At 35.1% G+C, this 21,547-nt stretch carries 17 protein-coding genes and 1 tRNA gene; 12 read left to right on the forward strand and 6 right to left on the reverse strand.

Going from position 1 to position 21,547, the window contains the following annotated elements; all coding sequences use genetic code 11:
* Nucleotides 1-98 precede the first annotated feature (98 nt).
* From B0A64_RS01330 to B0A64_RS01350, 5 genes are all read left to right on the forward strand, one after another.
* Complete coding sequence (locus B0A64_RS01330; protein ID WP_089477738.1) at nucleotides 99-1,457, forward strand: TolC family protein; 1,359 nt, start codon at nucleotides 99-101, stop codon at nucleotides 1,455-1,457.
* Between the two features lie 166 nt (nucleotides 1,458-1,623).
* A complete protein-coding gene (locus B0A64_RS01335; RefSeq protein ID WP_089477739.1) occupies nucleotides 1,624-2,676 on the forward strand; it encodes an HlyD family secretion protein in 1,053 nt (350 codons plus the stop codon).
* Nucleotide 2,677: 1 nt separating this feature from the next.
* The gene (locus tag B0A64_RS01340) at nucleotides 2,678-4,261 is read left to right on the forward strand and encodes an efflux MFS transporter permease (protein WP_089477740.1); all 1,584 of its coding nucleotides are present in this window, start codon (nucleotides 2,678-2,680) and stop codon (nucleotides 4,259-4,261) included.
* A 169-nt stretch (nucleotides 4,262-4,430) separates the two neighbouring features.
* Entirely contained in the window at nucleotides 4,431-4,664 is a 234-nt protein-coding gene (locus tag B0A64_RS01345) for a hypothetical protein (protein WP_089477741.1), read from the forward strand.
* 900 nt (nucleotides 4,665-5,564) lie between these two features.
* The gene (locus B0A64_RS01350; protein WP_089477742.1) at nucleotides 5,565-6,026 is read left to right on the forward strand and encodes a hypothetical protein; all 462 of its coding nucleotides are present in this window, start codon (nucleotides 5,565-5,567) and stop codon (nucleotides 6,024-6,026) included.
* Nucleotides 6,027-6,216: 190 nt separating this feature from the next.
* Here B0A64_RS01350 and B0A64_RS01355 read toward each other — a convergent pair.
* Nucleotides 6,217-6,298 (reverse strand) — tRNA-Leu (locus B0A64_RS01355).
* A gap of 108 nt (nucleotides 6,299-6,406) precedes the next feature.
* On the opposite strand from B0A64_RS01355, the gene B0A64_RS01360 reads away from it, so the two are divergent.
* The 4 genes from B0A64_RS01360 to B0A64_RS01375 all read left to right on the forward strand — a co-directional run bounded on the left by B0A64_RS01360 (nucleotide 6,407) and on the right by B0A64_RS01375 (nucleotide 10,610).
* On the forward strand, nucleotides 6,407-7,795 hold the full coding sequence (locus tag B0A64_RS01360; protein WP_089477743.1) for a dipeptidase: 1,389 nt from the start codon (nucleotides 6,407-6,409) through the stop codon (nucleotides 7,793-7,795).
* Nucleotides 7,796-8,418: 623 nt separating this feature from the next.
* On the forward strand, nucleotides 8,419-8,841 hold the full coding sequence (locus tag B0A64_RS01365; protein WP_089477744.1) for a toxin-antitoxin system YwqK family antitoxin: 423 nt from the start codon (nucleotides 8,419-8,421) through the stop codon (nucleotides 8,839-8,841).
* A gap of 177 nt (nucleotides 8,842-9,018) precedes the next feature.
* Nucleotides 9,019-9,390 carry a BlaI/MecI/CopY family transcriptional regulator gene (locus B0A64_RS01370; protein ID WP_089477745.1) on the forward strand — a complete coding sequence of 124 codons (372 nt, stop codon included), beginning with the start codon at nucleotides 9,019-9,021 and terminating at the stop codon, nucleotides 9,388-9,390.
* Nucleotides 9,387-10,610, forward strand: coding sequence for a M56 family metallopeptidase (locus tag B0A64_RS01375; protein WP_089477746.1), 1,224 nt, complete (start codon nucleotides 9,387-9,389; stop codon nucleotides 10,608-10,610). The genes B0A64_RS01370 and B0A64_RS01375 overlap by 4 nt, the downstream gene beginning before the upstream one ends.
* 395 nt (nucleotides 10,611-11,005) lie before the next feature.
* On the opposite strand, the gene B0A64_RS01380 is transcribed toward B0A64_RS01375, so the two are convergent.
* Nucleotides 11,006-12,370 (reverse strand): saccharopine dehydrogenase family protein, encoded by a 1,365-nt coding sequence (locus B0A64_RS01380; protein WP_089477747.1) that lies wholly within the window; start codon nucleotides 12,368-12,370, stop codon nucleotides 11,006-11,008.
* Between the two features lie 192 nt (nucleotides 12,371-12,562).
* On the opposite strand from B0A64_RS01380, the gene B0A64_RS01385 reads away from it, so the two are divergent.
* Both B0A64_RS01385 and pckA read left to right on the forward strand, forming a co-directional pair.
* Nucleotides 12,563-12,949, forward strand: coding sequence for a DUF423 domain-containing protein (locus B0A64_RS01385; RefSeq protein ID WP_089477748.1), 387 nt, complete (start codon nucleotides 12,563-12,565; stop codon nucleotides 12,947-12,949).
* Nucleotides 12,950-13,249: 300 nt separating this feature from the next.
* On the forward strand, nucleotides 13,250-14,854 hold the full coding sequence (gene pckA, locus B0A64_RS01390) for a phosphoenolpyruvate carboxykinase (ATP) (protein WP_089477749.1): 1,605 nt from the start codon (nucleotides 13,250-13,252) through the stop codon (nucleotides 14,852-14,854).
* A 125-nt stretch (nucleotides 14,855-14,979) separates the two neighbouring features.
* Here the strand turns inward: pckA and B0A64_RS01395 are convergent, their stop codons facing one another.
* Together B0A64_RS01395 and B0A64_RS01400 are read right to left on the reverse strand one after the other, a co-directional pair.
* A complete protein-coding gene (locus B0A64_RS01395; RefSeq protein ID WP_089477933.1) occupies nucleotides 14,980-16,038 on the reverse strand; it encodes a phytase in 1,059 nt (352 codons plus the stop codon).
* 74 nt (nucleotides 16,039-16,112) lie between these two features.
* Nucleotides 16,113-18,923 (reverse strand): TonB-dependent receptor, encoded by a 2,811-nt coding sequence (locus B0A64_RS01400; RefSeq protein WP_089477750.1) that lies wholly within the window; start codon nucleotides 18,921-18,923, stop codon nucleotides 16,113-16,115.
* Between the two features lie 236 nt (nucleotides 18,924-19,159).
* Here B0A64_RS01400 and B0A64_RS01405 point away from each other — a divergent pair, with 236 nt between their 5' ends.
* A complete protein-coding gene (locus B0A64_RS01405) occupies nucleotides 19,160-20,260 on the forward strand; it encodes a DUF4407 domain-containing protein (protein WP_089477751.1) in 1,101 nt (366 codons plus the stop codon).
* Nucleotides 20,261-20,385: 125 nt separating this feature from the next.
* Here B0A64_RS01405 and B0A64_RS01410 read toward each other — a convergent pair whose 3' ends face one another.
* Together B0A64_RS01410 and B0A64_RS01415 are read right to left on the reverse strand one after the other, a co-directional pair.
* Nucleotides 20,386-21,099, reverse strand: a complete 714-nt coding sequence (locus B0A64_RS01410) for a PH domain-containing protein (RefSeq protein ID WP_089477752.1) — start codon at nucleotides 21,097-21,099, stop codon at nucleotides 20,386-20,388.
* Nucleotides 21,100-21,169: 70 nt separating this feature from the next.
* Nucleotides 21,170-21,541, reverse strand: a complete 372-nt coding sequence (locus tag B0A64_RS01415; protein ID WP_089477753.1) for an MmcQ/YjbR family DNA-binding protein — start codon at nucleotides 21,539-21,541, stop codon at nucleotides 21,170-21,172.
* Nucleotides 21,542-21,547 lie beyond the last annotated feature (6 nt).

Below are 21,547 nucleotides of genomic sequence, written 5' to 3' on the forward strand. Positions count from 1 at the left end.
TTAACATTTGTCCGAAATGAATATGTTATTGACTTTTTAGAATTATCAGTCATCAGAAAAATGCAGGAACTTTGCATCATAAAATTATTTAAATATTCATGTTCCTTAAAACAACAAATACTACAGAAGATTGTTTTCTTAAAACGGTGTTGATATTTTTAATCCTATTAACATTTAATGGTTTACAGGCTCAGGAAATTCACTCGGTTTCGTTAACCGAAGCGGTGAAACTGGCGAAAGAAAACAATAAAAAAATCCTTAGATCTCAATTAGAGACTACGCTCTCTGAGCAAAACATCAAAGAACGAAAAGAAATGCGTTTGCCGGATATCGAACTAAACGGCGAATATTCGAGAATTACCAACATTACAGAATTTAAAGGCAGTGGTTTCCTGAATGGAAAAGAAGTAACGAAAGCAATTCCTGAAATCTATCAGGTCAATTCGACTTTCAAGATGCCAATTTATGCGGGTAATAAGATCAATAACGCCATCAAAATTGCCAATCAGGAAAACGAAATTGCCAAAATAAAAACCGAAAAGACTCAAAATGACATCGAGCTTGAAGTTGTGGCAAATTATCTGGCGGTTTATAAAATGATGGAACTTCAGAAGATATTCGAAGAAAATATTAAAGAAGAAAAAAGCCGATTGAAAGAAGTTCAGTCACTGCAAAAACACGGAACGGTAACCAAAAATGAAGTCATTAGAGCCGAATTGCAGCTTTCTGACCGTGAATTGAACTCGCTGACCAATTCTAAAAATATAAAAATTGCATTGCATGATTTAAAAACGTTGATTCAGATTCCGGAAAACGAAGAAGTCGCAATTGATACTACAGCAAATATGGATAAAATGAACGGTTTGGATCCGTATAATTTTTATCTGGAAAAAGCTTTTGAAAACGAAGAAATGCGAATGGCGAGTCAGGAATTGAACATCAAAAAAACAGAACTCAAGTTGGTAAAAGCAAATTATCTGCCAACGGTAAACTTTTTTGGGAACTATGGTTTCTATTATCCTAACTACAAATTTTTTCCGCCAAATCCGTATTTGTACACTTTAGGGCAAATTGGTATCGAAGCACATTTTGATATTTCGGCTTTGTATAAAAATAAAGTCAAAGTGCAGCAAGCCAATACCAATATCGAATGGCAAAAAATGCAGTCGGAAATTATAAAGGATGAAATTCAGGATAAGCTGTTTAAAGAACATACCCAATATCAGGAAATCCTCGAGAAGTTTGTGGTAGTAGATAAAGCCCTGGATCTCGCCAATGAAAATTACCGAATTGTAAAGCTAAAATACCTGAACCAATTGGTTTTGATAACCGAAATGGTCGATGCAGATAATGCGTTACTACAGGCAAAATACAACAAGATTTCGACCCGACTGGACGCGATCCTAAAACATTACGAATTGCTGCATACTGCGGGGATAATGCCAGAGGAGATTTAGGAGTTAGAGGATAGAGGCAAGATCTTAGAAGCAAGAGGATAGAGTATAGAAAATAGAGTGTAGAATATAGATTTTCAGTTCCGAAGGAACGATTCATATTGTAGCGCCGGATTTTAATCCGGTGGAGAATTAGAGAGAATAGAAAACAGAAAAAGATATAGAGTTTATGGTCAAGATTAAAAATGAAACTAGAGCAAACAGATCGTTTCATATTATAATAACAATAATTGCTTGTGTTTTGGTGGCAAGCGGAATCATTTTGGGGATTTGGTTTTATGTGTTCAACAAAAACCACGAAGAAACCAATGATGCTCAGGTTGAGCAATACGTAACGCCCATTATGTCCAGAATTACAGGTTATGTGCAGGAAGTTCGTTTTGATGAAAATCAGTTCGTGCATAAAGGCGATACACTGGTTGTAATCGACAATCGAGAATACAAATCGAAGCTAAATGTAGCTCTTGCCGATGTGCAAAGTGCGAAACAAAGCAGTGTTGTGGCCGAGAAAAATGTAGCTACAACGGCAAGTTCTGCCGTAATTGGCGAATCGCAATTGGCGGCGGCGAAAACCAATCTCTGGAAAACAAAATTAGAATACGACAGATACCAGGCTTTAGTAAAAGACGAAGCAGCAACCTCGCAACAATTAGAAAAAGTAAAGGCAGATTACGAATCAGCGCAAGCACATTTTCAGGAAATGAGAGACAGGATTCAGTCTTCGAACCTGAGTACTTCTCAGGCGCAGGCAAATGTGCCTACAACCCAAACCAATATTGCGTCCAAACAAGCTGTGGCAGACAATGCTGCATTGTTTCTTTCGTACACCATAATTACCGCGCCTTATGATGGTTGGGTGGGTAAAAGAACCATTCAGCCCGGACAAATGGTTAAGGAAGGTCAATCATTGCTTTCGATAGTAAGTAAAGAAAAATGGATTACCGCCAATTTTAAAGAAACACAATTGCAATATTTAACCATAGGTCAGGAAGTTCGTATTCAGGCAGATGCCTTAAATGACAAAGAATTTACAGGAATCGTAACCTCATTATCTCCGGCAAGTGGCGCGAGATTTTCGTTATTGCCTCCGGATAATGCAACAGGAAACTTTGTAAAAATTGAACAAAGAATTCCGGTTCGTATTCAGTTGAAAGATACTGACAAGCAAGCCGACTTTTTGAGAGCCGGAATGAATATCACGGTTATTGCCGAACACCAATAAAATGGAAGATAAAAGTATTTTTAAATCCTGGGTTCCAAACTGGGCGATCATCATCATATTATTCGTGTGTTTGTTGCATTCGATGATTTTGTTGGGCGTTTACAGTTCGAACGTGGCGTATGCCGCAAGTTTTCTGGATATAGAACCCGAAGATTTGCAATATGCCATGTGTGTAACCTACGGAACTTTGCTGGCAACGATCATGATCGAAAGTCGATTCTCGAATTACTTTCCTGCAAAAAGCTACTTAATTGCCCTTTATGTATTGATCGCCGTAACGATAATTTCGTCAGGATATGTAACCAATTTTGCTGTTTTTATAATGTTGCGAGTTGCCGAAGGAATCTTGATGGCTTTGCCGGTTATGATTTTGAGGCAATTGTTGGTAGAACGTTTTCATTCTAAAAACGCCATTATTATAGGATTCTCCTTTTATTACGGATCGCTTTTGTTGGCAACGCCCTTTATTATGAACATTGCTGTTTGGTTTCTGGATCATTACGACTGGAAATACATGTTGTATGTTTCAGGAATGCTGCAACTTATTAATGTTTTCCTGATCCTGGTTACCTTTAGAAGTCATAGAATAACAAAGAAAATCCCGTTGTATCAGGTCGATTTATTGAGTTATGTTTTGGTTTTGGTTTCGATTTTAACAGGCGCTTACTTTTTTGTGTATGCCGAAAAAAAGTACTGGTTCGAATCTTCGCAATTGATTCTCGCTTTGATAATGTGTTTGGTTACAGGCGGATTATTCATTTTTAGACAATTATTGGTCAAACGACCAAGTTTTGATTTTGAAGTTTTCAAGTACGCAAATCTTAGAATTGGGTTTCTCTTGTTTTTTCTCTTTTACATCGCCAGAGCAACCTTAAGTCTTTGTCATAGTGCGATGTTTAGCATCTGGAACTGGGATCCCTCGAGAGTTGCCGGAGTACAATACATAAACGGATTAGGAAATGTAATAGGCCTGTTTCTAGCCGCCATTTTCCTGATGCGATCTCTCGCAACCAAATACATATTTATGATAGGCTTTGCGCTTTTGGCCGTTTTTCATTTTTGGTTTACGTTTCTCTTTGTACCAGATGTTTCTTTGAGCGATATTATTATACCTTATATAATACAAGGAATCGCGGTTGGTATTTTGTTTGTGCCCTTGGTTTTGTTTACCGTTACTGCTGTTCCGGGCAAGATGATGACTTCGTCTGGAATTATTGGAGTTTCGGGACGTTTTTGGGGTAGTACAATTGGTTTTTGCATCATGCAGAATGCACAGGTATTCCTGAACAAAAAACACTTCCTGAAACTAAGTCAATTCGTAACAGGCGAAAATCCCGAAGCACAGCAAACAATTGCCACAACAGCGCAGGGTTTTATGGCCAAAGGATATTCGGCAGATAATGCCAATACACTTGCCCTGAAAAAAGTTTTTACGACCCTTGCCAAACAAGCAACCTTATTGTCGAATATGGAAATTTATACCGCTGTAGGATATGGTTTGTTGATTTTGGTCGTTTTAATAGGCTTTAATCAACATCTAAGACATACGGCAAACTTGTTTAAAAAGAAGATTTGGATTAGTTAGAAAATTAAAATTCCAATTTTGAAAATTGTCGATTCTACGAAAATAAATTGCCTCCTGCTTTAGCTGGAGGTTTTTTTTATGAAAAAATAAAATAGAATTGAACTCATATATGCGCTCAAATGAAAATATGTTCTAAGGATTTTTGTGGTATTCTTAAAACTTAACGATAATGACTACAGAAAAACTTTCAAAAGAAACAGAACAAATGCTGATAGATTTTTTTAATACTATTATCTCTGCCAAAGATCTGGCAAAAACAATACGACGATTAAACTATATAGTCGCTTTGGGGATATTAAGAAAAGATGAAACTCTAAAGCTTGAACTCGAAAAAATAAGCGATGGCTTTTATTGGCTCAATGAATTTGCAGAGATTCTAGATCCTTATTTTGAGGTTGAATAAGGTGAGGTTTTTGCGTCTGTTTTTTTATTTTTTTGTTTACGTTGTGTTCAACGGATTAAAATCCGTTGCTACAAAATAGATCATTCCTTCGGAATTTTATAGAGAGTTCCGTAGGAACGAAACCTTATTGTAGGGATGGATTTTAATCCGTCCTTCGTGGTTATAATCGACAAATATTTTGTTTACGTTGCGTTCAACGGATTAAAATCCGTTGCTACAAAATAGATCATTCCTTCGGAATTTTATAGAGAGTTCCGTAGGAACGAAACCTATTGTAGGGATGGATTTTAATCCATTCTACGTGGTTATAATCGACAAATATTGTGTTTACGTTACGTTCAACGCATTAAAATCCGTTGCTACAAATAGATCATTCCTTCGGAATTTTATAGAGAGTTACCTAGGAACGAAACCTATTGTAAGGATAGATTTTAATCCGTCCTTCGTGGTTATAATCGACAAATATTGTGTTTACGTTACGTTCAACGCATTAAAATCCGTTGCTACAAAATAAATCATTCCTCGGGAATTTTATGGAGAGTTCCGTAGGGACAAAACCTATTGTAGGGATGGATTTTAATCCGTCCTTCGTGGTTATAATCGACAAATATTGCGTTTACGTTGCGTTCAACGGATTAAAATCCGTTGCTATAAAATAGATCATTCCTCCGGAATTTTATAGCAAGTTCCGTAGGGACAAAACCTATTGTAAGGGTGGATTTTAATCCGTCCTTCGTGGTTATAATCGACAATGTTATAATTGCATTTTAATTTCGGCGAAAGCCAAAAGCTAAAAATGTTTTAAACAATCGATAAATATATTACTCTTTTACGGAAAATCGTAAAATCAATGATTTGCGCAGGACTACATTTGTCTATTATTAATTTAAGAAAAAAAACATGAAAAAATTATTATTAGTTGTTGTCTTGATTTTAGGGTTTAATCTTAATGCACAAATTGTAAGGCATTCCGAAGATAGCAAGCCAGATGAAGTAATTTCTGTAAATATGGGTACCACGAAAATAAACAGGTTTGGAGAATTATATAGTTTAAATATGCCGGATGTAACTACTAAAAACGATGTAAGATGGAGTTATGTGCTTAAAAAATCAGAAATGATAGAGATTTATAATGAAGTATTTAGAGTGATGAACAGTGCTGAATATAAAAAGGGAGAAAGTTTTGATTATAAAAATTGGAAAGGCGATATAGTGACAATTCGTTATGATAAAATGCTGGGGGTTAAAAGTGTTTATTTTGTAAAAAAACAAAACGAATCGGTGACTCATATTGGTGGCCCACTTACTTTAAAAAATTTACAAAAGTTATTTAGTATAGAAGATACGCAAAAAGATGGCTAGTAATTTAGACCCGATTCAGAAATGCGATCGGGTTTTTTATTACTTTCTTTTTAAGCTGTTTTATCTTTTGAAAAGATTTAATTATGCAAAACTAAAATGAACTTATATTACTTACAAGGTTCAAATAGTAGTAATATTTGTCAAAAGACCAAAAACAAAAAAGCTTCTGATTTCTCAGAAGCTTTTTCAGTGCGGATAATAGGACTCGAACCTACACGCCTTGCGGCACCAGATCCTAAGTCTGGCATGTCTACCAATTTCACCATATCCGCTCAATTGTGGGTGCAAAGATAAACATAACTTCTATATTTCAAAGCATTTTTGAAAAAAAATATTAATTCTATTTTTTGTATTTTTGAATTTCTATAAAAATAATTGAAATGGAAAATATTAAGTCTTACGTTCAACAACATAAAGATCGGTTTATCAACGAATTGATCGAATTATTAAAAATTCCGTCGGTAAGTGCTGACACTGCATATTCGCAAGATGTGATCGATACTGCCGAGGCTGTTAAGGAAAGTTTAACAAAAGCAGGCTGCGATTTTGTCGAAATTTGCGATACTCCAGGTTATCCAATCATTTATGGAGAGAAAATAATCGACCCAAATTTACCTACAGTTCTTGTTTACGGACATTATGATGTTCAACCACCAGATCCTATCGAATTATGGACATCGCCACCATTCGAACCCGTAATTAAAAAAACCGAAATTCACCCGGAAGGCGCAATTTTTGCCCGTGGAGCCTGCGATGACAAAGGACAAATGTACATGCACGTAAAAGCCCTTGAGCTTATGGTGCAAACCAATACTTTGCCTTGCAACGTAAAATTCATGATCGAAGGCGAAGAAGAAGTAGGTTCTGCAAGTTTGGCCTGGTTTGTAGAACGCAATCAGGAGAAACTAAAAAATGATGTAATCTTAATTTCAGATACCGGAATGATCTCGAACCAACAACCGTCGATCACGACAGGTTTACGTGGGTTGAGTTATGTAGAGGTAGAAGTTACAGGACCAAATCGTGATTTGCACTCCGGATTATACGGTGGAGCAGTAGCGAACCCAATAAATGTTTTGGCAAAAATGATCGCTTCTTTGCATGACCAAGACAATCATATTACCATTCCTGGTTTCTATGATCGAGTACAGGAGTTATCTACAGAGGAAAGAGCCGAAATGGCAAAAGCACCTTTTAGCTTAGAAAAATATAAAAAAGCCTTAGACCTAAACGATGTTTATGGCGAGAAAGGATATGTTACCAACGAGCGCAACTCGATTCGTCCTACATTGGACGTAAACGGAATCTGGGGCGGATATCAAGGCGAAGGAGCCAAAACAGTTATTGCGAGCAAAGCTTTTGCTAAAATCTCCATGCGTTTGGTCCCTAATCAGGATTGGCATGAAATCACAGAGCTTTTTACCAAACATTTTACCAATATTGCGCCGTCTGGAGTTACCGTAAAAGTAACGCCACATCACGGTGGGCAAGGGTATGTTACGCCAATTGACAGTATTGGATATCAGGCAGCAAACAAAGCCTATACAGAAACGTTTGGAGTTCCTGCAATTCCGGTTCGTTCCGGCGGTAGTATCCCAATTGTAGCGTTGTTTGAGAAAGAACTAAAAAGCAAAACAATCCTTATGGGTTTTGGTCTGGACAGTGACGCGATTCACTCACCAAACGAGCACTTTGGGATTTTCAATTTCTTGAAAGGAATCGAAACTATTCCGTTGTTTTACAAATATTTTGTAGAGCTTTCTAAGTAATTTGCCACGAAGGCTCTAAGACACAAAGTTTTTTTTTACAAAGTTTCCTAACAGGTTTTCAAAACCTGTTAGGTATCAAAATACAATCCGTTTATTCTTTTTAGAGTAAGCGGATTTTTTTTATGGGCGTTTCCGCTGCCGCGGTCGGGCTTTCGGCTATATCTTTTATTCCATTTCATTTCATAAAAGGATACCGCCTCTATCCCTAACGCAAAAGAGAGGTTCAAAGGCATAAAGTGACAAAGGTTTTCCGTAGAGACGCACAGCAATGTGTTTAAAGGTGCAAAGCGACAAAGGGTTTTTATATCAGAAATTGAATAGGCTCCAGCTTTAGCTAGAGTTTTTTGTAAAGAAAAGAAATGGCTTTAGCCAAAATATTTAAGCGTCTGAGAATTTATTTGGCTAAAGCCATTTCTTTCTCATTGTATTGTGAGCCCTGGCTAAAGCTGGGGACTATTCAAAAAAACTTTGTCCCTTTCAATGTTCTACAAACCTCTGTGCCTTTGTGGCTTTGTTTCTTTGAACCTTAAAAAAAGAAACTTTTTTTAAATTCTTTTTGTTATTAAAAAAATAACTCTACATTTGTAGAGCAACATCTATAAATGTAGAGTTAAATTCGAAATATGAAAAACCTTCTTTTACTATTTTTTTGCGGAATGATACTTTTGGGCTGTAAAAGCAAACCTATTAATCAGAAGATTGATAAAAAGAAAGAAGGTCTTTGGGTCGAAAACTATAAACAAGACAGCACAACTTATAAATCATTTGAATATTATAAACACGATATAGCGGTAAAAAAATGGAAATCCTATATTAACGGGAAAATCTACAAAACCGAGAAATACAAAAACGGAATCTGTATTGTAAAATATTATTATGAAAATGGAAAACTACAATCAAAAGGAAAAACAAAAATCGAAGTCAACGCTGTAGAAACACATTGGTTTTATTTTGGAGACTGGAAATTTTACTCAGACAAAGGCAAACTAACCGAAATCAAGAACTATAACAATGGTAATTTGATTTCAGAGCGAGAAATAAAGTAGCTTACTGTTTTTTTTAGAGAATAGAATATAGAATATAGAATATAGAATATAGAATATATAATATAGAATATAGAATATAGAATATAGATTAATCGTAATCATCAAAAAAATTAGAGAAAATTCGAGCAATTCATGGCAAAAAAACTTAGTATCTCAGAACCTTAGCACCTTAAAAGTATGCAACTATCAAACTCAGAAGAACAATTAATGGAGCATCTCTGGAAGCTTGAAAAAGCTTTTATGAAAGATTTACTCGAAGCGTATCCGGAGCCAAAACCGGCAACAACAACCGTTGCAACACTTTTGAAACGTATGATCGACAAGAAATTCGTCGCCTATAACGAATTTGGGAATTCGAGAGAATATTATCCTTTGGTCGAAAAGACCGTTTATTTCTCGAAACATGTAAACGGATTAATCAGTAGTTTTTTTAATAATTCGGCATCACAATTTGCTTCTTTTTTTACGAAAGAAACCAATTTGTCGACTTTAGAATTAGAGGAACTTAGAAAAATAATCGATTCAGAAATCCAAAAAAAGAAAAAATGACAACCTATCTTCTAAAATCAGGAATACTGCTTTTCGTTTTTTATGCAGTATATAAATTGTGGCTTGAAAACGAGAAAATGTTTCGTTTTAATCGTGCTTATTTATTGGTGAGTTTGGTTTTTAGTTTCGTGATTCCGTTGCAAATTATTTCGTTTCAATCGACTGTTTCAAGTACAATAGGATTGATTGAGCTCAATGAATTGGTGATTCAAAAAAGCAGTCAAAGTTTTGAGATAATTTCGTTTAGCGATTTTGTAATGGTTTTAATTTTAGCCATTTATTCCGTGGGCGTTTTATTGCTTACAACGCGGTTTTTATTTGGCTTATATTCATTTTATAAGAGGTTAAAAAGGAGTGAAGTACACTTTATAAAAGACGATAAAATAGTTTTGATCGAGGAATCTATTTTACCGCATTCTTTCTGGAAATCTATTTTTATCAATAAAAATGAATTCGAAAATGGTAAGATTCCATTAGAATTAATAGCGCATGAAAAAGCACATTTAAAGCAAAAACATACTTTGGATATTCTTTTTGTTGAGATTTTACAAATTATTTTTTGGTTCAATCCGTTGCTTTTGCTTTACAAAAAATCCATAAAACTCAATCATGAATTTCTGGCTGACGAAGCTGTAAACAAACAGTTTGAATCTGTTAAAAGTTATCAGAATCTATTGTTGGATTTTGCTTCTAATAAAAAAACGATTGCTCTTGCGAGTAATATTAATTATTTAATAACTAAAAAACGTTTACTGATGATGACCAAAAAAGAATCTCCGATTAAAGTTGTATTAAAAGTATTTAGCGTAGGTATAATTTATGCTTTATTGTTGTTTGTTTTTAGTACCAAAACAATGGCTCAAAAGGTTTCTAACAAAGCCGATGTTAAAGAAAAAGACCTTTATGTAATTGAGGAAGTTGAAAAATTGCCTGAATTTCCGGGTGGCATGAATGCGTTTTATAAGTTTATTGGTGAAAATTTTAAAATGCCGGTAGCAGTTGGAAAAAATAAGATTGACGGGAAAGCCTACATACGCTTTGTGATCGAAAAAGACGGCAGTCTAACAGATATCACAACACTAAAAGATCCGGGTTACGGGATAGGCAATGAGGCAATTCGCGTTCTTAAACTTTCCCCAAAGTGGACTGCCGCCACCCAAAAAGGAAAAGTCGTTCGGGTAATGTATACTTTGCCAATTACGTTTCAGGCTGAGAAATAGGTTTTTTTTTAAGGTTTTGAAAAAGGTTCAAAGTTGCAAAGGTTCAAAGCCACAAAGTTTCAAAGGTTTCTTTTGGGTATGAATAGGCTCCAGCTTTAGCTGGAGTTTTTGTAAAGAAAATAATTGGCTTTAGGTGAAATTTTAATCATCAAAATGTGTTTATTGGGCTAAAGCCATTTCCTTCTCATTGTATTGTGAGCCCTAGCTAAAGCTAGGGACTACCCAAAAACCTTTGTTACTTTTGCGTAATCTAAAGAAACCTTTGAAACTTTGCAGCTTTGTCCCTCTGTACCTGTTAACACCTTTCTTTCAAAAAAAAATCCGCTTCTGAAAAATAGAAGCGGATAAATAAAAAACTAAAAAAAAATTCTAAAAAAAACTAACAAAACCAGATCTTAAAACAAATCTGGGTTGTATCCAAAATAGGGCATATTTTGCTCGTTAAAAATGACCCCATATTCTTCTAACTCTTTCAAAATGGGTAAATACACTTCTTTTTTTATCGGAAGTTGTACTCCGGGAGTTGTTATTTGTTTATTCAAAATCAATAATGTGGCCATTGCAACCGGTAATCCTACCGTTTTTGCCATTGCAGTATAAGTTTGATCGTCGCCAATACAAACCATTTTTGAATCTATTTGCTGTTTTTTGCCATTTAGTTCGTATCCAAATTTGTGATACATAACAATCATATCCTTGTCGTTGGGTTCCAGGGTCCAACTGTCTGATAATATTTTTTCTAATATTTGTGCAGGAGTAGCATTGGGTAAATTCACTTTTTTGTCCGGATTAAACAAATCCAATTCCAGAAGTTTATCCCACATTATATCATCCTGATCTATTTTTAAAATCAATCGCGTTTTAATCTCTACAGAATCTGTTGGGTGATACGGCAAAAAGGAGTTCACAAACTCACGGTAACTCATGTTTTCTGAGCCTTCCATAATATAACTATCATCTGTCATGCCTAGTTGCACAAACATATTCCATGCTTTCGAATACCCCACTCTTCTAATTGTTCCTCGATATAAAGTCAGGATGTCATCCAAGCCGTAAATCGACCTGTATTTAAGCGAATCCCGGTTCGAATAGGCTTCGAATTTCCCGTAACCTTCGACTTCCAGAAATTCGGTCCTGCGAAACACAGTTCCGTAGGGGATATATTTATAAGTACCTTCCTGAATAAATTTTGCAGCCCCGCCTTGTCCCGCCAGAACTACATTTCTGGGCGCCCAGGTAAATTTATAATTCCATAAATTGTTATCACATTCGGGAGCCACTAATCCGCCACAAAAAGATTCAAAAAGCAACATATTGCCGCCTTTTGCTCTAATCTCGTCAATAACTTTCATGGCACTCATGTGATCGATTCCGGGATCAAGACCAATTTCGTTCATAAAAATCAGATTGTTTTTCCTGGCCTCTTCGTCCAGCGCCTGCATGGCATCGCTTATATAAGAAGCGGTTACAAGGTGTTTTTTGAACTCCAGACAATCCTTGGCGATCTCTATATGCAAATGAGCAGGCAGCATCGAGATTACGATAGATGCTTTTTCGATTGCAGCTTTTCGCTGTTCGGTATCAAAAATATTTAAAGCAATTGGAGTAGCATTGTGGTGATTCTGTGTCTTTTTTTCGGCTAGAGCCAATGACAGGTCAGCTACAATAAGATGTAGATTTTCACTTTCTGATTTTGATAGTAAATAACGTATCAAGGACGATGCAGATCTACCGGCTCCAATAATTAAAATGCTTCTCATGTTTTAAATATATAACACAAATATATTAAATTGTTAAATATGTAACAATTTTAATTTTCTAAAAATGCATTATTTTTTATTTTGAAGCCAAAAAGCAATGAAATTCTTTTTCCGGAAAAGATTTTCGAAAACTAAAATGCTTTTTAAAATGTATTGAAGTATTTTTGTTGTAGAAATAAAAAGATAGAAAACATGAAAAGAAAAATTGTTTTAGCAGGAGCTTTTATGGGAATGATAGCCATTATTTTGGGGGCTTTTGGTGCGCATTTACTAAAAAAATATTTATCTGTCGAAGAGCTAAATACTTTTGAAGTTGGAGTTCGTTACCAAATGTATCATGCCTTGTTTTTGCTTTTTCTTTCGACCAGAAAAGATATTGCCGAAAAAACCTTAAAAGCAATCTATAATTTAGTTGTGGCAGGTGTACTTCTATTTAGCGGTTCTATCTATTTATTAGCGACAAAAAGTCTTACAGTTTTCGATTTTAAAATTATCGTATTCGCAACTCCTTTGGGTGGTTTTTTATTAATTATTGCTTGGGCGGCATTATTTGTTACAATTTTGAGAAGAAAATCATAAAATCCCGAATAAAAAATTCTATCTAAAAATTAATCTTTAATTTTGTCTCATAAATAACATATAATCTTATTTATGTGAATTTCTGTTGTTTTTTGCTTTAATACGTAAATTATATAACAAATTCATTTAGTGGATTATAAGAAAACAAATTGGGGGCGGTTATTTTTTTGTTTTATTGATTTTTGAGATCAAATTTTACTTTATCGATATAAATAAAAGTGAAATTTAATTTTTTTTAAAGGTTTGATAATAAATACATAATTTTGCTTCTTATTAAATATCACACACAACTTAAAATTTATGGACAGTCACACAGTTTTCACGCAATCGATTTCGCTAAAGGAGTTAGGAATTGAAAATGCAAAAGTTCGCTACCAATTATCTGCTGATGAATTGCATGCGATTACTTTGCAATCAGGCCAAGGTGTTGAGAACTCTACAGGCGCATTGGCAATTAATACAGGTGAATTTACAGGGCGTTCTCCTCAGGATCGTTACATTGTAAGAGATAGTATTACTGAAGATCAGGTTTGGTGGGGAAAAGTAAATATTCCTTTTGAACCAGCTGCTTTTGAAAAACTATATAATAAGGTAACTCAGTTTTTATCAAACAAAGAGGTTTTTGTTCGTGATTCGTATGTTTGTTCTGATGCCAATTATAGATTAAATGTTCGCGTTGTTACAGAAACTGCCTGGTCTAATTTGTTTTGTTACAATATGTTTCTAAGACCGGAAGATTCAGAATTAGCAAATTTCACCCCGGAATGGACGGTAATTTGTGCACCAAGTTTCATGGCAGATCCTGCTGTAGATGGTACACGCCAGTCTAATTTTGCTATTTTAGATTTTACAAAAAAAATAGCACTTATTGGTGGAACAGGTTATACAGGAGAAATGAAAAAAGGGATTTTCTCTGCTTTAAATTTCATTTTACCGGTTTTCAAAAATACTTTACCAATGCACTGTAGTGCCAATGTTGGTGAAGATGGAGATACTGCAATTTTCTTTGGATTATCAGGAACAGGAAAAACAACTTTATCAGCAGATCCTGCACGTAAATTAATTGGAGATGATGAACACGGTTGGACTGCAGAAAATACAGTTTTTAACTTTGAAGGTGGTTGTTACGCAAAAGTAATCAACTTAACCGAAGAGAATGAACCGGACATTTTTAGAGCTATCAAAAAAGGAGCACTTTTAGAAAATGTGGTTTTTAAAGCAGGAACAAACGAAGTTGATTATGATGATGTTTCCATCACACAAAATACTCGTGTAAGTTACCCAATAACACATATCGATAATATTCAGCCGGGATCTATAGGTCATAATCCTAAAAATATATTTTTCTTAACGGCAGATTCTTTTGGAATTTTGCCTCCAATCTCAAAATTAACTCCAGGTCAGGCAGCGTACCATTTTATCTCAGGATATACTGCAAAAGTTGCAGGAACAGAAGCTGGAGTAACAGAACCACAACCTAATTTCTCAGCTTGTTTTGGTGCACCATTTATGCCATTGCACCCAACACGTTATGCCGAAATGCTAACGAAAAAAATGAAAGACGCAGACGTAAAAGTTTGGTTGATCAACACCGGTTGGACAGGTGGAGCATACGGAACAGGAACTCGTATGAAACTAAAATATACACGTGCCATGATTACCGCTGCATTAAACGGTGAATTGGACAATGTAGAATATAAAAATCATAAAGTGTTTGGAATCGCAAAACCACAATCATGTCCGAATGTGCCAAGTGAAATTTTAAATCCTAGAAATACTTGGGAAGATCCTGAGTTGTACGATAAAAAAGCAGTTGAATTGGCTCAGAAATTTAAAGCTAATTTCGCCAAATTTGAAGAGTTTGCAAACGCTGAAATTTTAGCCGGAGCACCGATTACAGAATAAGGAAGATTACTAATTCAAACTAAAAAAAGCTGTTCGTTATGAACAGCTTTTTTGTTATGTCTCAGTCTCAGTTTACAGTCCAAGTATTCAATCGCAGTTAAGAAACTGAATACTGAGACTGCAAACTATTTCTTAGCTTCGTCGATACGTTTCTGGATCAAATCCCAGGTATAATAATGAAAAGTCATTCCGTTGCTCATCGCTACAAAAAGTCCGTTTTTAAAATTTCCTCCTAAATTTATACTAGTCGCATCAGCGCCGTCGCATTCGATTGTTGATGTTGGGATTTCGGCTAACAAAGGATAATTGGCAGGATTGCCTTTTGCACCTTCTCTGGGATATACCATAAAAGTATTTGCTTGCTGATTAGAGACTAAAATATATCCTGTAGAATCTGTTTTTTTATAAATAGCAATTCCTTCATTGTCGGCTTTAAAGCCTTTTTTTCCAAAAATAGTGATCTCTTTGTTATCGTTTAAAGCAGGATCGGCTTTGTATTTTCTAATCCCAAATTGTTCATCACAGTACAAAACAGTTCCCAATTCGTTATCAACCGCAATGGCTTCAATTTCTTTCTTTCCGCTATAAGCGCCAAATTTCCGAACGACTTTTGCAGTTGCAAATTTTCCGTTTCCAGAAAGTTCATATTGCCATAAGTAACTTCCCGATGGTCCTGATTTTCTGCCTACGATGGCAAAAATTTTACCATCGCTTTTTCTGGTATACAAAGCAATTCCCATTGGATCACGCAGATCTTCACCGTCAAAAACAGCTATTCCGCCATTATCAATTGCTTTTAAATCAGGCAAACTAAAAATTCTTATTTTATTAGATTCACGTTCTGTAGTTACAGCAACGTCTGTTTTTTTTCCGTCAATTACCAAACCGTAAGCGATATCTACATTGTTCGGGCGTTTTAAAACCTCTGATTTGGCAACAATTTTTCCTTTTAAATCAAAAGCATACAAAGCACCGTCTGTATCCTTATCAGTCCCTACAATAATACTTTTTGATGCATCTGTTGGATGAATCCAGATCGATGGATCATCAGTATCGTGCGGTAAAGCCTGAGTAACAACGGTTGGTTTTACTGCATTTACAGCAACCGGCGCCAGTTTATTGTCTTTGCAAGCGATGAATAGAGTGCTTAAAAGTAAAAAAACTATGATAGATTTATTTTTCATTACAGATTTCATTTTAATAAAATTAGACAGAACGGTTATGTTCTGTCTAATTTAAGAATTTTATAAATTGATTATTACAAGTCAAGTTTTAACCCAAAATTGTATCGGGCCTGATAATACTCTGCTTGTTTGGTATGCGCCTCAACTCCTTGGTAGTAGCGTAAAGGCTGGTTTGTTAAGTTGTTAGCTTCGGCAAAAAGACGAAGTTTAGGTGTAATCTTGAACGAAGCATTTGCATCTAAAAAGAATTGTTTGTCGTAATAGCTGTCTTTGTAAGATTCTGAACCCAATTCGTCTAAATAATCTGAAGTGAAATTGGTCGAAACTCTGGCAGAAAAACGTTTGTTCTCCCAAGACAACGATCCGTTGAACATGTGTGGAGTTGTTCCCGGAAGACTGATATTATTTCTTTCGTTTCCGTCTTCGTCAGCAATTCCTTTTGCTTTAGATTTCGTGTACGTGTAGTTTAAATAAATACCAAATCCCTTAAGGAATTTACCCGGAAGGAAATCTAACTGACGTTGAAACGCCATTTCAAAGCCATAAACATCAACTGTATCTCCGTTTCTTGATTGTAAAAATGACCAGTTTTCTCCCGCTGGAATTGGATTAGTCTGATTGGGGAAATCAGCCGCAAATTTTGCATCAGTATATTGATTGTCACTATAGTTGTAAATAAAATTGTCTAGCCTCTTATAAAAAACACCACCTGAAATTAATCCAACAGATTTGAAATAATTCTCGGCCATAAAATCATAATTATAGGAATAGGTAGCGTCAAGATCCGGATTTCCGGCTGTAATTTCTTTATCGGCAGCAATATTATTTACATAAGGAGCCAATGCATAATAGTCCGGTCTTGCCAAAGCCGTTGTAACAGCCGCTCTCAAAACGAGATCTTTTGTAGCATTATACTGCAACGAAATACTCGGTAGCAAGTTTGTATAGGCATTCGTCGTATTTATTTGACTCTCTAGTTTCTCTTCATCTAAAACGCGATTTCCTGTATAATCAATATGAGTATTTTCGACTCTGAAACCTAAAACCATAGAAAGTTTGTCGTTAAAATCCTGATCCCATCTTACGTAAGCGGCATAAATACTTTCTTTGGCATTATAATTTACCGCTAAAAACTCTGATGGATCTTCGGATTTTTTAAATAATGCAGCATTGTTTAAGTCCAGACTTCCCAGAAAATTTGCCGAAGCAAAACTTCCAGGAACATATTTGCTTCCCGGATTAAAGTTCTGACCATCGTAATAACTGTTTTGAACTTGTGATAACAAAGCCATATCAGTATTGATTGGTGCATAAGCGTAGAAATTATTATCTCTTTCTTTTTCTTTTAATCGAAGTCTAAGCCCGGTTCTCAATCTTCCTTTTTCAGAAGGAATAATCGTAAAAGGAAAACGGATATTCACTTTTGCCCCAAATTCACTTTCGCTCGTTTCATTTGTATTTTCTGTAGCGGTTTGAAATTTGAACTTATCAAGAGATTCTCCGGTTGTTGTCATTAGCGGAAACCTGATATCAGACAAATCCTGAACCATATCCAGGCCTTTCTGACGGTATTCGATATAGCGTTCTCCAGGGCGATATTCTCTTGCTTTTGCATAATTGGCAGACCAGTCTAAATCTAGTTCGGAGTTGATTAAATGTTCTCCTCGAATCGAATAATTCTGAACACGTTGATCTTCTAATCTTCGGTTTTTATCACGATTATTATCAACCCCTCCTTTTGTCTGACGTTTTACACGACCTTTAAAACCTGTAATTTGTTCGCCATTATAAATAGGTGCAATGTCATCATAAGTAGTTCTAAAACGGTTTTCTCTGTCGTCTCTCCAGTTATAAATTGCGTTGGCAAAAATCGTATTGTTCTCATCAAATTTATAGTCTAATGCCACAGATCCGCTACGACGAATACGTTGTACATCATATTTTCTAATTTCTGATGCCTGTAGATATTCATTCCCGAATTTATCTTTTACCCATTCGTTTTCGATATTATCAGATCCGTAATTTACATTATTATAAGAACCGCTAAAAACAGCTCCTAATTTATTGTCAAAAAAACGGTTTCCGTAAACTAAACCAGCAGTATAGGTTGCATGCTCACGTATTGGCATAAAACCACCGGCAAGTGTGGCTGAGATTCTTTGGCCGTTAGGTGTTGCTCTGGTTACCAAATTTACAGACCCTCCAATTGCATCAGCATCCATGTCAGAAGTCAGGGTTTTGTTGACTTCGATTGTCGAAATCATATCAGATGGAATTAAATCCATTTGCACGTTTCTGTTGTCTCCTTCGGCAGACGGGATTCGATCACCATTTAAAGTTACCGAGTTCAATGACGGAGCCAAACCTCTAATGATAATGTTACGTGCTTCGCCCTGATCATTTTGCATTGTAATTCCCGGGACACGTTTTAAGGCATCTCCAACGTTTGCATCAGGAAACCGCCCCATTTGATCAGATGAAATGATGTTTCCGATATTTTTGCTGTTTTTTTGTTGGTTTAAAGCTTTTGCCTGGCCTTTTAGAATATCTCCAACAATAACCTCATTTAGTTCTGTTCCTGAAGTTTTAAGGGCAAAATCGATGACGTTATTTTTACTTTGTTCTACAGTGATCTCTTGAGTTATCGCAGTATATCCTATATATTTTACTTCTACTTTGTAAGTTCCAACATTGATGTTAAGCAATTCAAAACGACCGTTATAATCTGAAACCGTGTATTTGTTTTCACCTACAATTTGAATCATCGCTCCCGGTAAAGGAAGTTTATCATCAATATCTAATACTTTTCCGGAGATTATTGCTTTTTGAGCATAACCTGAAAAGGCTAATAGCATGAATGTTACTACTAAATAAATTTTTTTCATTGTGTTTTAGTTTGATTTCTTGCGAAACTAGAACCTTAATGTTATTAAAGGCGATAGAAAAAATTAACATAGTGTTATGATTCCTTTCCAACATTAGAAATAGATTAATGTTAAAATAACATTTAACAAAAAAGGATTTTTTATTGATGCAAGTAAAAACAAATCAACTATTTACATCAGAATTAAATTTTTGGCGTTAAATTTGCCCTATCAATCACAATCAAAAATCATCAATCATGTTAAAACAATTTTTTATCCTCTGCTCTGGGGCTGATCGGGACTTACTCGATAATTGCTCAGAAGGCGAACAAACCAAATATGTTGGTATTGGAGCCACCGTTTTTTTTACCGCTGTTATGGCTTTTCTTGCAAGTGCCTATGCGCTTTTTACTGTTTTTGACTCAATTTATCCAGCTTTAATTTTTGGATTTGTATGGAGTTTACTCATTTTTAATTTAGATCGTTTTATTGTTTCAACAATTAAAAAAAGAGACCGTTTTCTTGATGAATTTCTTCAGGCAACACCTCGAATTTTGTTGGCGGTTATTATTGCCATTGTAATTTCTAAACCTTTGGAGATTAAAATTTTTGAAAAAGAAATCAATACCGTTTTATTAAAAGAAAAAAATGAAATGGAATTGGCAAATAAAAAGCAAGTTGGTAATTACTTCAAATCAGATGTAGATAAAAATAAAGCTGAGATTGCGGCTTTAAAAAATGATATCCTTGCAAAAGAAAAAGAAGTAAACGCTTTGTATTCAACATATATTACAGAAGCCGAAGGAACGACGGGAACTAAAAAGCTGGGCAAAGGACCCGTTTATAAAGAGAAGCGAGACAAACACGATGCTTCCTTAAAAGAATTAGCAGTTTTAAAAACAACTAATGAGGCCAAAATTGCCGAAAAAGAAAAAACAGGTAAACAACTACAAGCCGATTTAGATAAAAAAGTCTTGCAAACTCAACCTATTATTGAAGGTTTTGATGGTTTAATGGCTCGTATAAACGCTTTAGATAAATTGCCCTGGTTGCCATCATTCTTTATTATGTTGTTGTTTCTCGCGATCGAAACTTCTCCAATTATAGCTAAATTACTGGCCCCTAAAGGCGAATTCGATTTTAAACAGGAAGAAGCCGAAACAGCAATGAAAGCTACTTTGGTACAAAATAAATACCAGCGTGAATTATTGGTAAAAACAAGTGCTTCAATGCACGATAGGGTTTATGCTGATATTGCCGGGGATAAAAATTTATACGATTTGCAACGAAAGAAAGCAACAGAATTGTTGGAACTGCAAGCGCATAGTTTTGTAGAAAAACAAAAAGCGACTTTGTAAGTTGAAAGTTATAAAGTCAAAAGTCAAAAGTTAAAAGTCAGAGTATAGACTTGAAAATAAAAGCCAGAAATATTTCTATTTCTGGCTTTTTTATTTTAGACAAAGGTTAAAACTTTCAGACTAAACTACATATAGCTTAAAATCTCTTTTTTGTAAGTATCATATTCACCTTGCATGATTAAACCATTATCAAGCAATTTTTTATAATTCTGTAATTTATCAAAAAGTTCTTCTTTAGATAATTCGCTTAATTTACGATCTGCTGTCGAAGGTTGCGCTTGCTGAATAGGCTCAAAAGTTTCGTAAGGTGTTGTTGTTGCAGGCAAAATTTCGGCATAATTTGTTACCTCTTCTGTTTCAACTTCTTCAACATCGTCTTCAGAATCATCTTCTGTCTCAATAGTTTGAGTTGTTTCTGTAATAGGTGCTTGTGCAACAACCGGATTTTTAAGTAAATCTAATTGTTCTTTAGCGTATGTATAAATTTTTCTAGCCTGAGTTTTTGGGATATAATCGATCGAAATAGTCAAGTCTGTCTGAGTGCCAAATGAAAACTCAGAACCCAAAATGTTTTCTTTTACAAAAGTACTTGTAATATCATCCCAGGTATAATCCGTAAAATCCATTGAAAGCCCTAAATTTTTAGGTTTACAAATGATGATACGTTTGTTGGTTAAGATTATGCTATCTGGAAAAACAGTAATTGCTGGTTTTTTTTGAACCGCGATATAGCCAATTTCTTCGTTTTTCATCAATAAATCATTGAGTTTCGAAGTGATTTTTTCAATCGCTTTTGGATCTTGTTCTTCGTTCAGAAATTTTTTAAATTGTTCTTTCATGTCTATAAGTTGCTAATTTGCAAATTAATTGAGTTGTTAAGTTTTTTATCTTACGATGCAAATGTAATGCCTAATTTTCTAATTCAATAATTTCATTCTGAATTTTCTTTGTCAAACTTTTGAAAACCAACTCATACGAATGATCGATTAATTCTTTTACAAAAGAAGTCGATAAATTCCCCTTTAAGCCAATAGTGTTCCAATGTACTTTGCTCATGTGAAAGCCCGGTTTTATCTCGTCATATTCAGCTCGTAATTCCTGAGCACGTTCCGGATCGCATTTTAAATTGACCGAAGGTTCATTTTTCTCCCACTGCAATAAGGAAGATAAAGCAAACATTTTGCCGCCAACTTTAAATACCAGAGTGTCTTCATCAAAAGGAAAATGCTCGCTGGCTCCCTTTTTTGAAAGACAATATTCGTAATACGTTTCTAAATTCATATTATT

This window comes from Flavobacterium araucananum, assembly GCF_002222055.1.
Lineage (GTDB): Bacteria > Bacteroidota > Bacteroidia > Flavobacteriales > Flavobacteriaceae > Flavobacterium > Flavobacterium araucananum.

What these genes read in the sequence shown, in the direction of transcription:
- B0A64_RS01335 (WP_089477739.1), top strand. Translation starts at nt 1,624, where the DNA reads ATGGTCAAGATTAAAAATGAAACTAGAGCAAACAGATCGTTTCATATT.
- B0A64_RS01370 (WP_089477745.1), top strand. Translation starts at nt 9,019, where the DNA reads ATGCAACTATCAAACTCAGAAGAACAATTAATGGAGCATCTCTGGAAG.
- B0A64_RS01340 (WP_089477740.1), top strand. Translation starts at nt 2,678, where the DNA reads ATGGAAGATAAAAGTATTTTTAAATCCTGGGTTCCAAACTGGGCGATC.
- B0A64_RS01365 (WP_089477744.1), top strand. Translation starts at nt 8,419, where the DNA reads ATGAAAAACCTTCTTTTACTATTTTTTTGCGGAATGATACTTTTGGGC.
- B0A64_RS01345 (WP_089477741.1), top strand. Translation starts at nt 4,431, where the DNA reads ATGACTACAGAAAAACTTTCAAAAGAAACAGAACAAATGCTGATAGAT.
- B0A64_RS01350 (WP_089477742.1), top strand. Translation starts at nt 5,565, where the DNA reads ATGAAAAAATTATTATTAGTTGTTGTCTTGATTTTAGGGTTTAATCTT.
- B0A64_RS01400 (WP_089477750.1), bottom strand. Translation starts at nt 18,923, where the DNA reads ATGAAAAAAATTTATTTAGTAGTAACATTCATGCTATTAGCCTTTTCA.
- B0A64_RS01380 (WP_089477747.1), bottom strand. Translation starts at nt 12,370, where the DNA reads ATGAGAAGCATTTTAATTATTGGAGCCGGTAGATCTGCATCGTCCTTG.
- B0A64_RS01375 (WP_089477746.1), top strand. Translation starts at nt 9,387, where the DNA reads ATGACAACCTATCTTCTAAAATCAGGAATACTGCTTTTCGTTTTTTAT.
- B0A64_RS01415 (WP_089477753.1), bottom strand. Translation starts at nt 21,541, where the DNA reads ATGAATTTAGAAACGTATTACGAATATTGTCTTTCAAAAAAGGGAGCC.
- pckA (WP_089477749.1), top strand. Translation starts at nt 13,250, where the DNA reads ATGGACAGTCACACAGTTTTCACGCAATCGATTTCGCTAAAGGAGTTA.
- B0A64_RS01360 (WP_089477743.1), top strand. Translation starts at nt 6,407, where the DNA reads ATGGAAAATATTAAGTCTTACGTTCAACAACATAAAGATCGGTTTATC.
- B0A64_RS01405 (WP_089477751.1), top strand. Translation starts at nt 19,160, where the DNA reads ATGTTAAAACAATTTTTTATCCTCTGCTCTGGGGCTGATCGGGACTTA.
- B0A64_RS01385 (WP_089477748.1), top strand. Translation starts at nt 12,563, where the DNA reads ATGAAAAGAAAAATTGTTTTAGCAGGAGCTTTTATGGGAATGATAGCC.
- B0A64_RS01330 (WP_089477738.1), top strand. Translation starts at nt 99, where the DNA reads ATGTTCCTTAAAACAACAAATACTACAGAAGATTGTTTTCTTAAAACG.
- B0A64_RS01410 (WP_089477752.1), bottom strand. Translation starts at nt 21,099, where the DNA reads ATGAAAGAACAATTTAAAAAATTTCTGAACGAAGAACAAGATCCAAAA.
- B0A64_RS01395 (WP_089477933.1), bottom strand. Translation starts at nt 16,038, where the DNA reads ATGAAAAATAAATCTATCATAGTTTTTTTACTTTTAAGCACTCTATTC.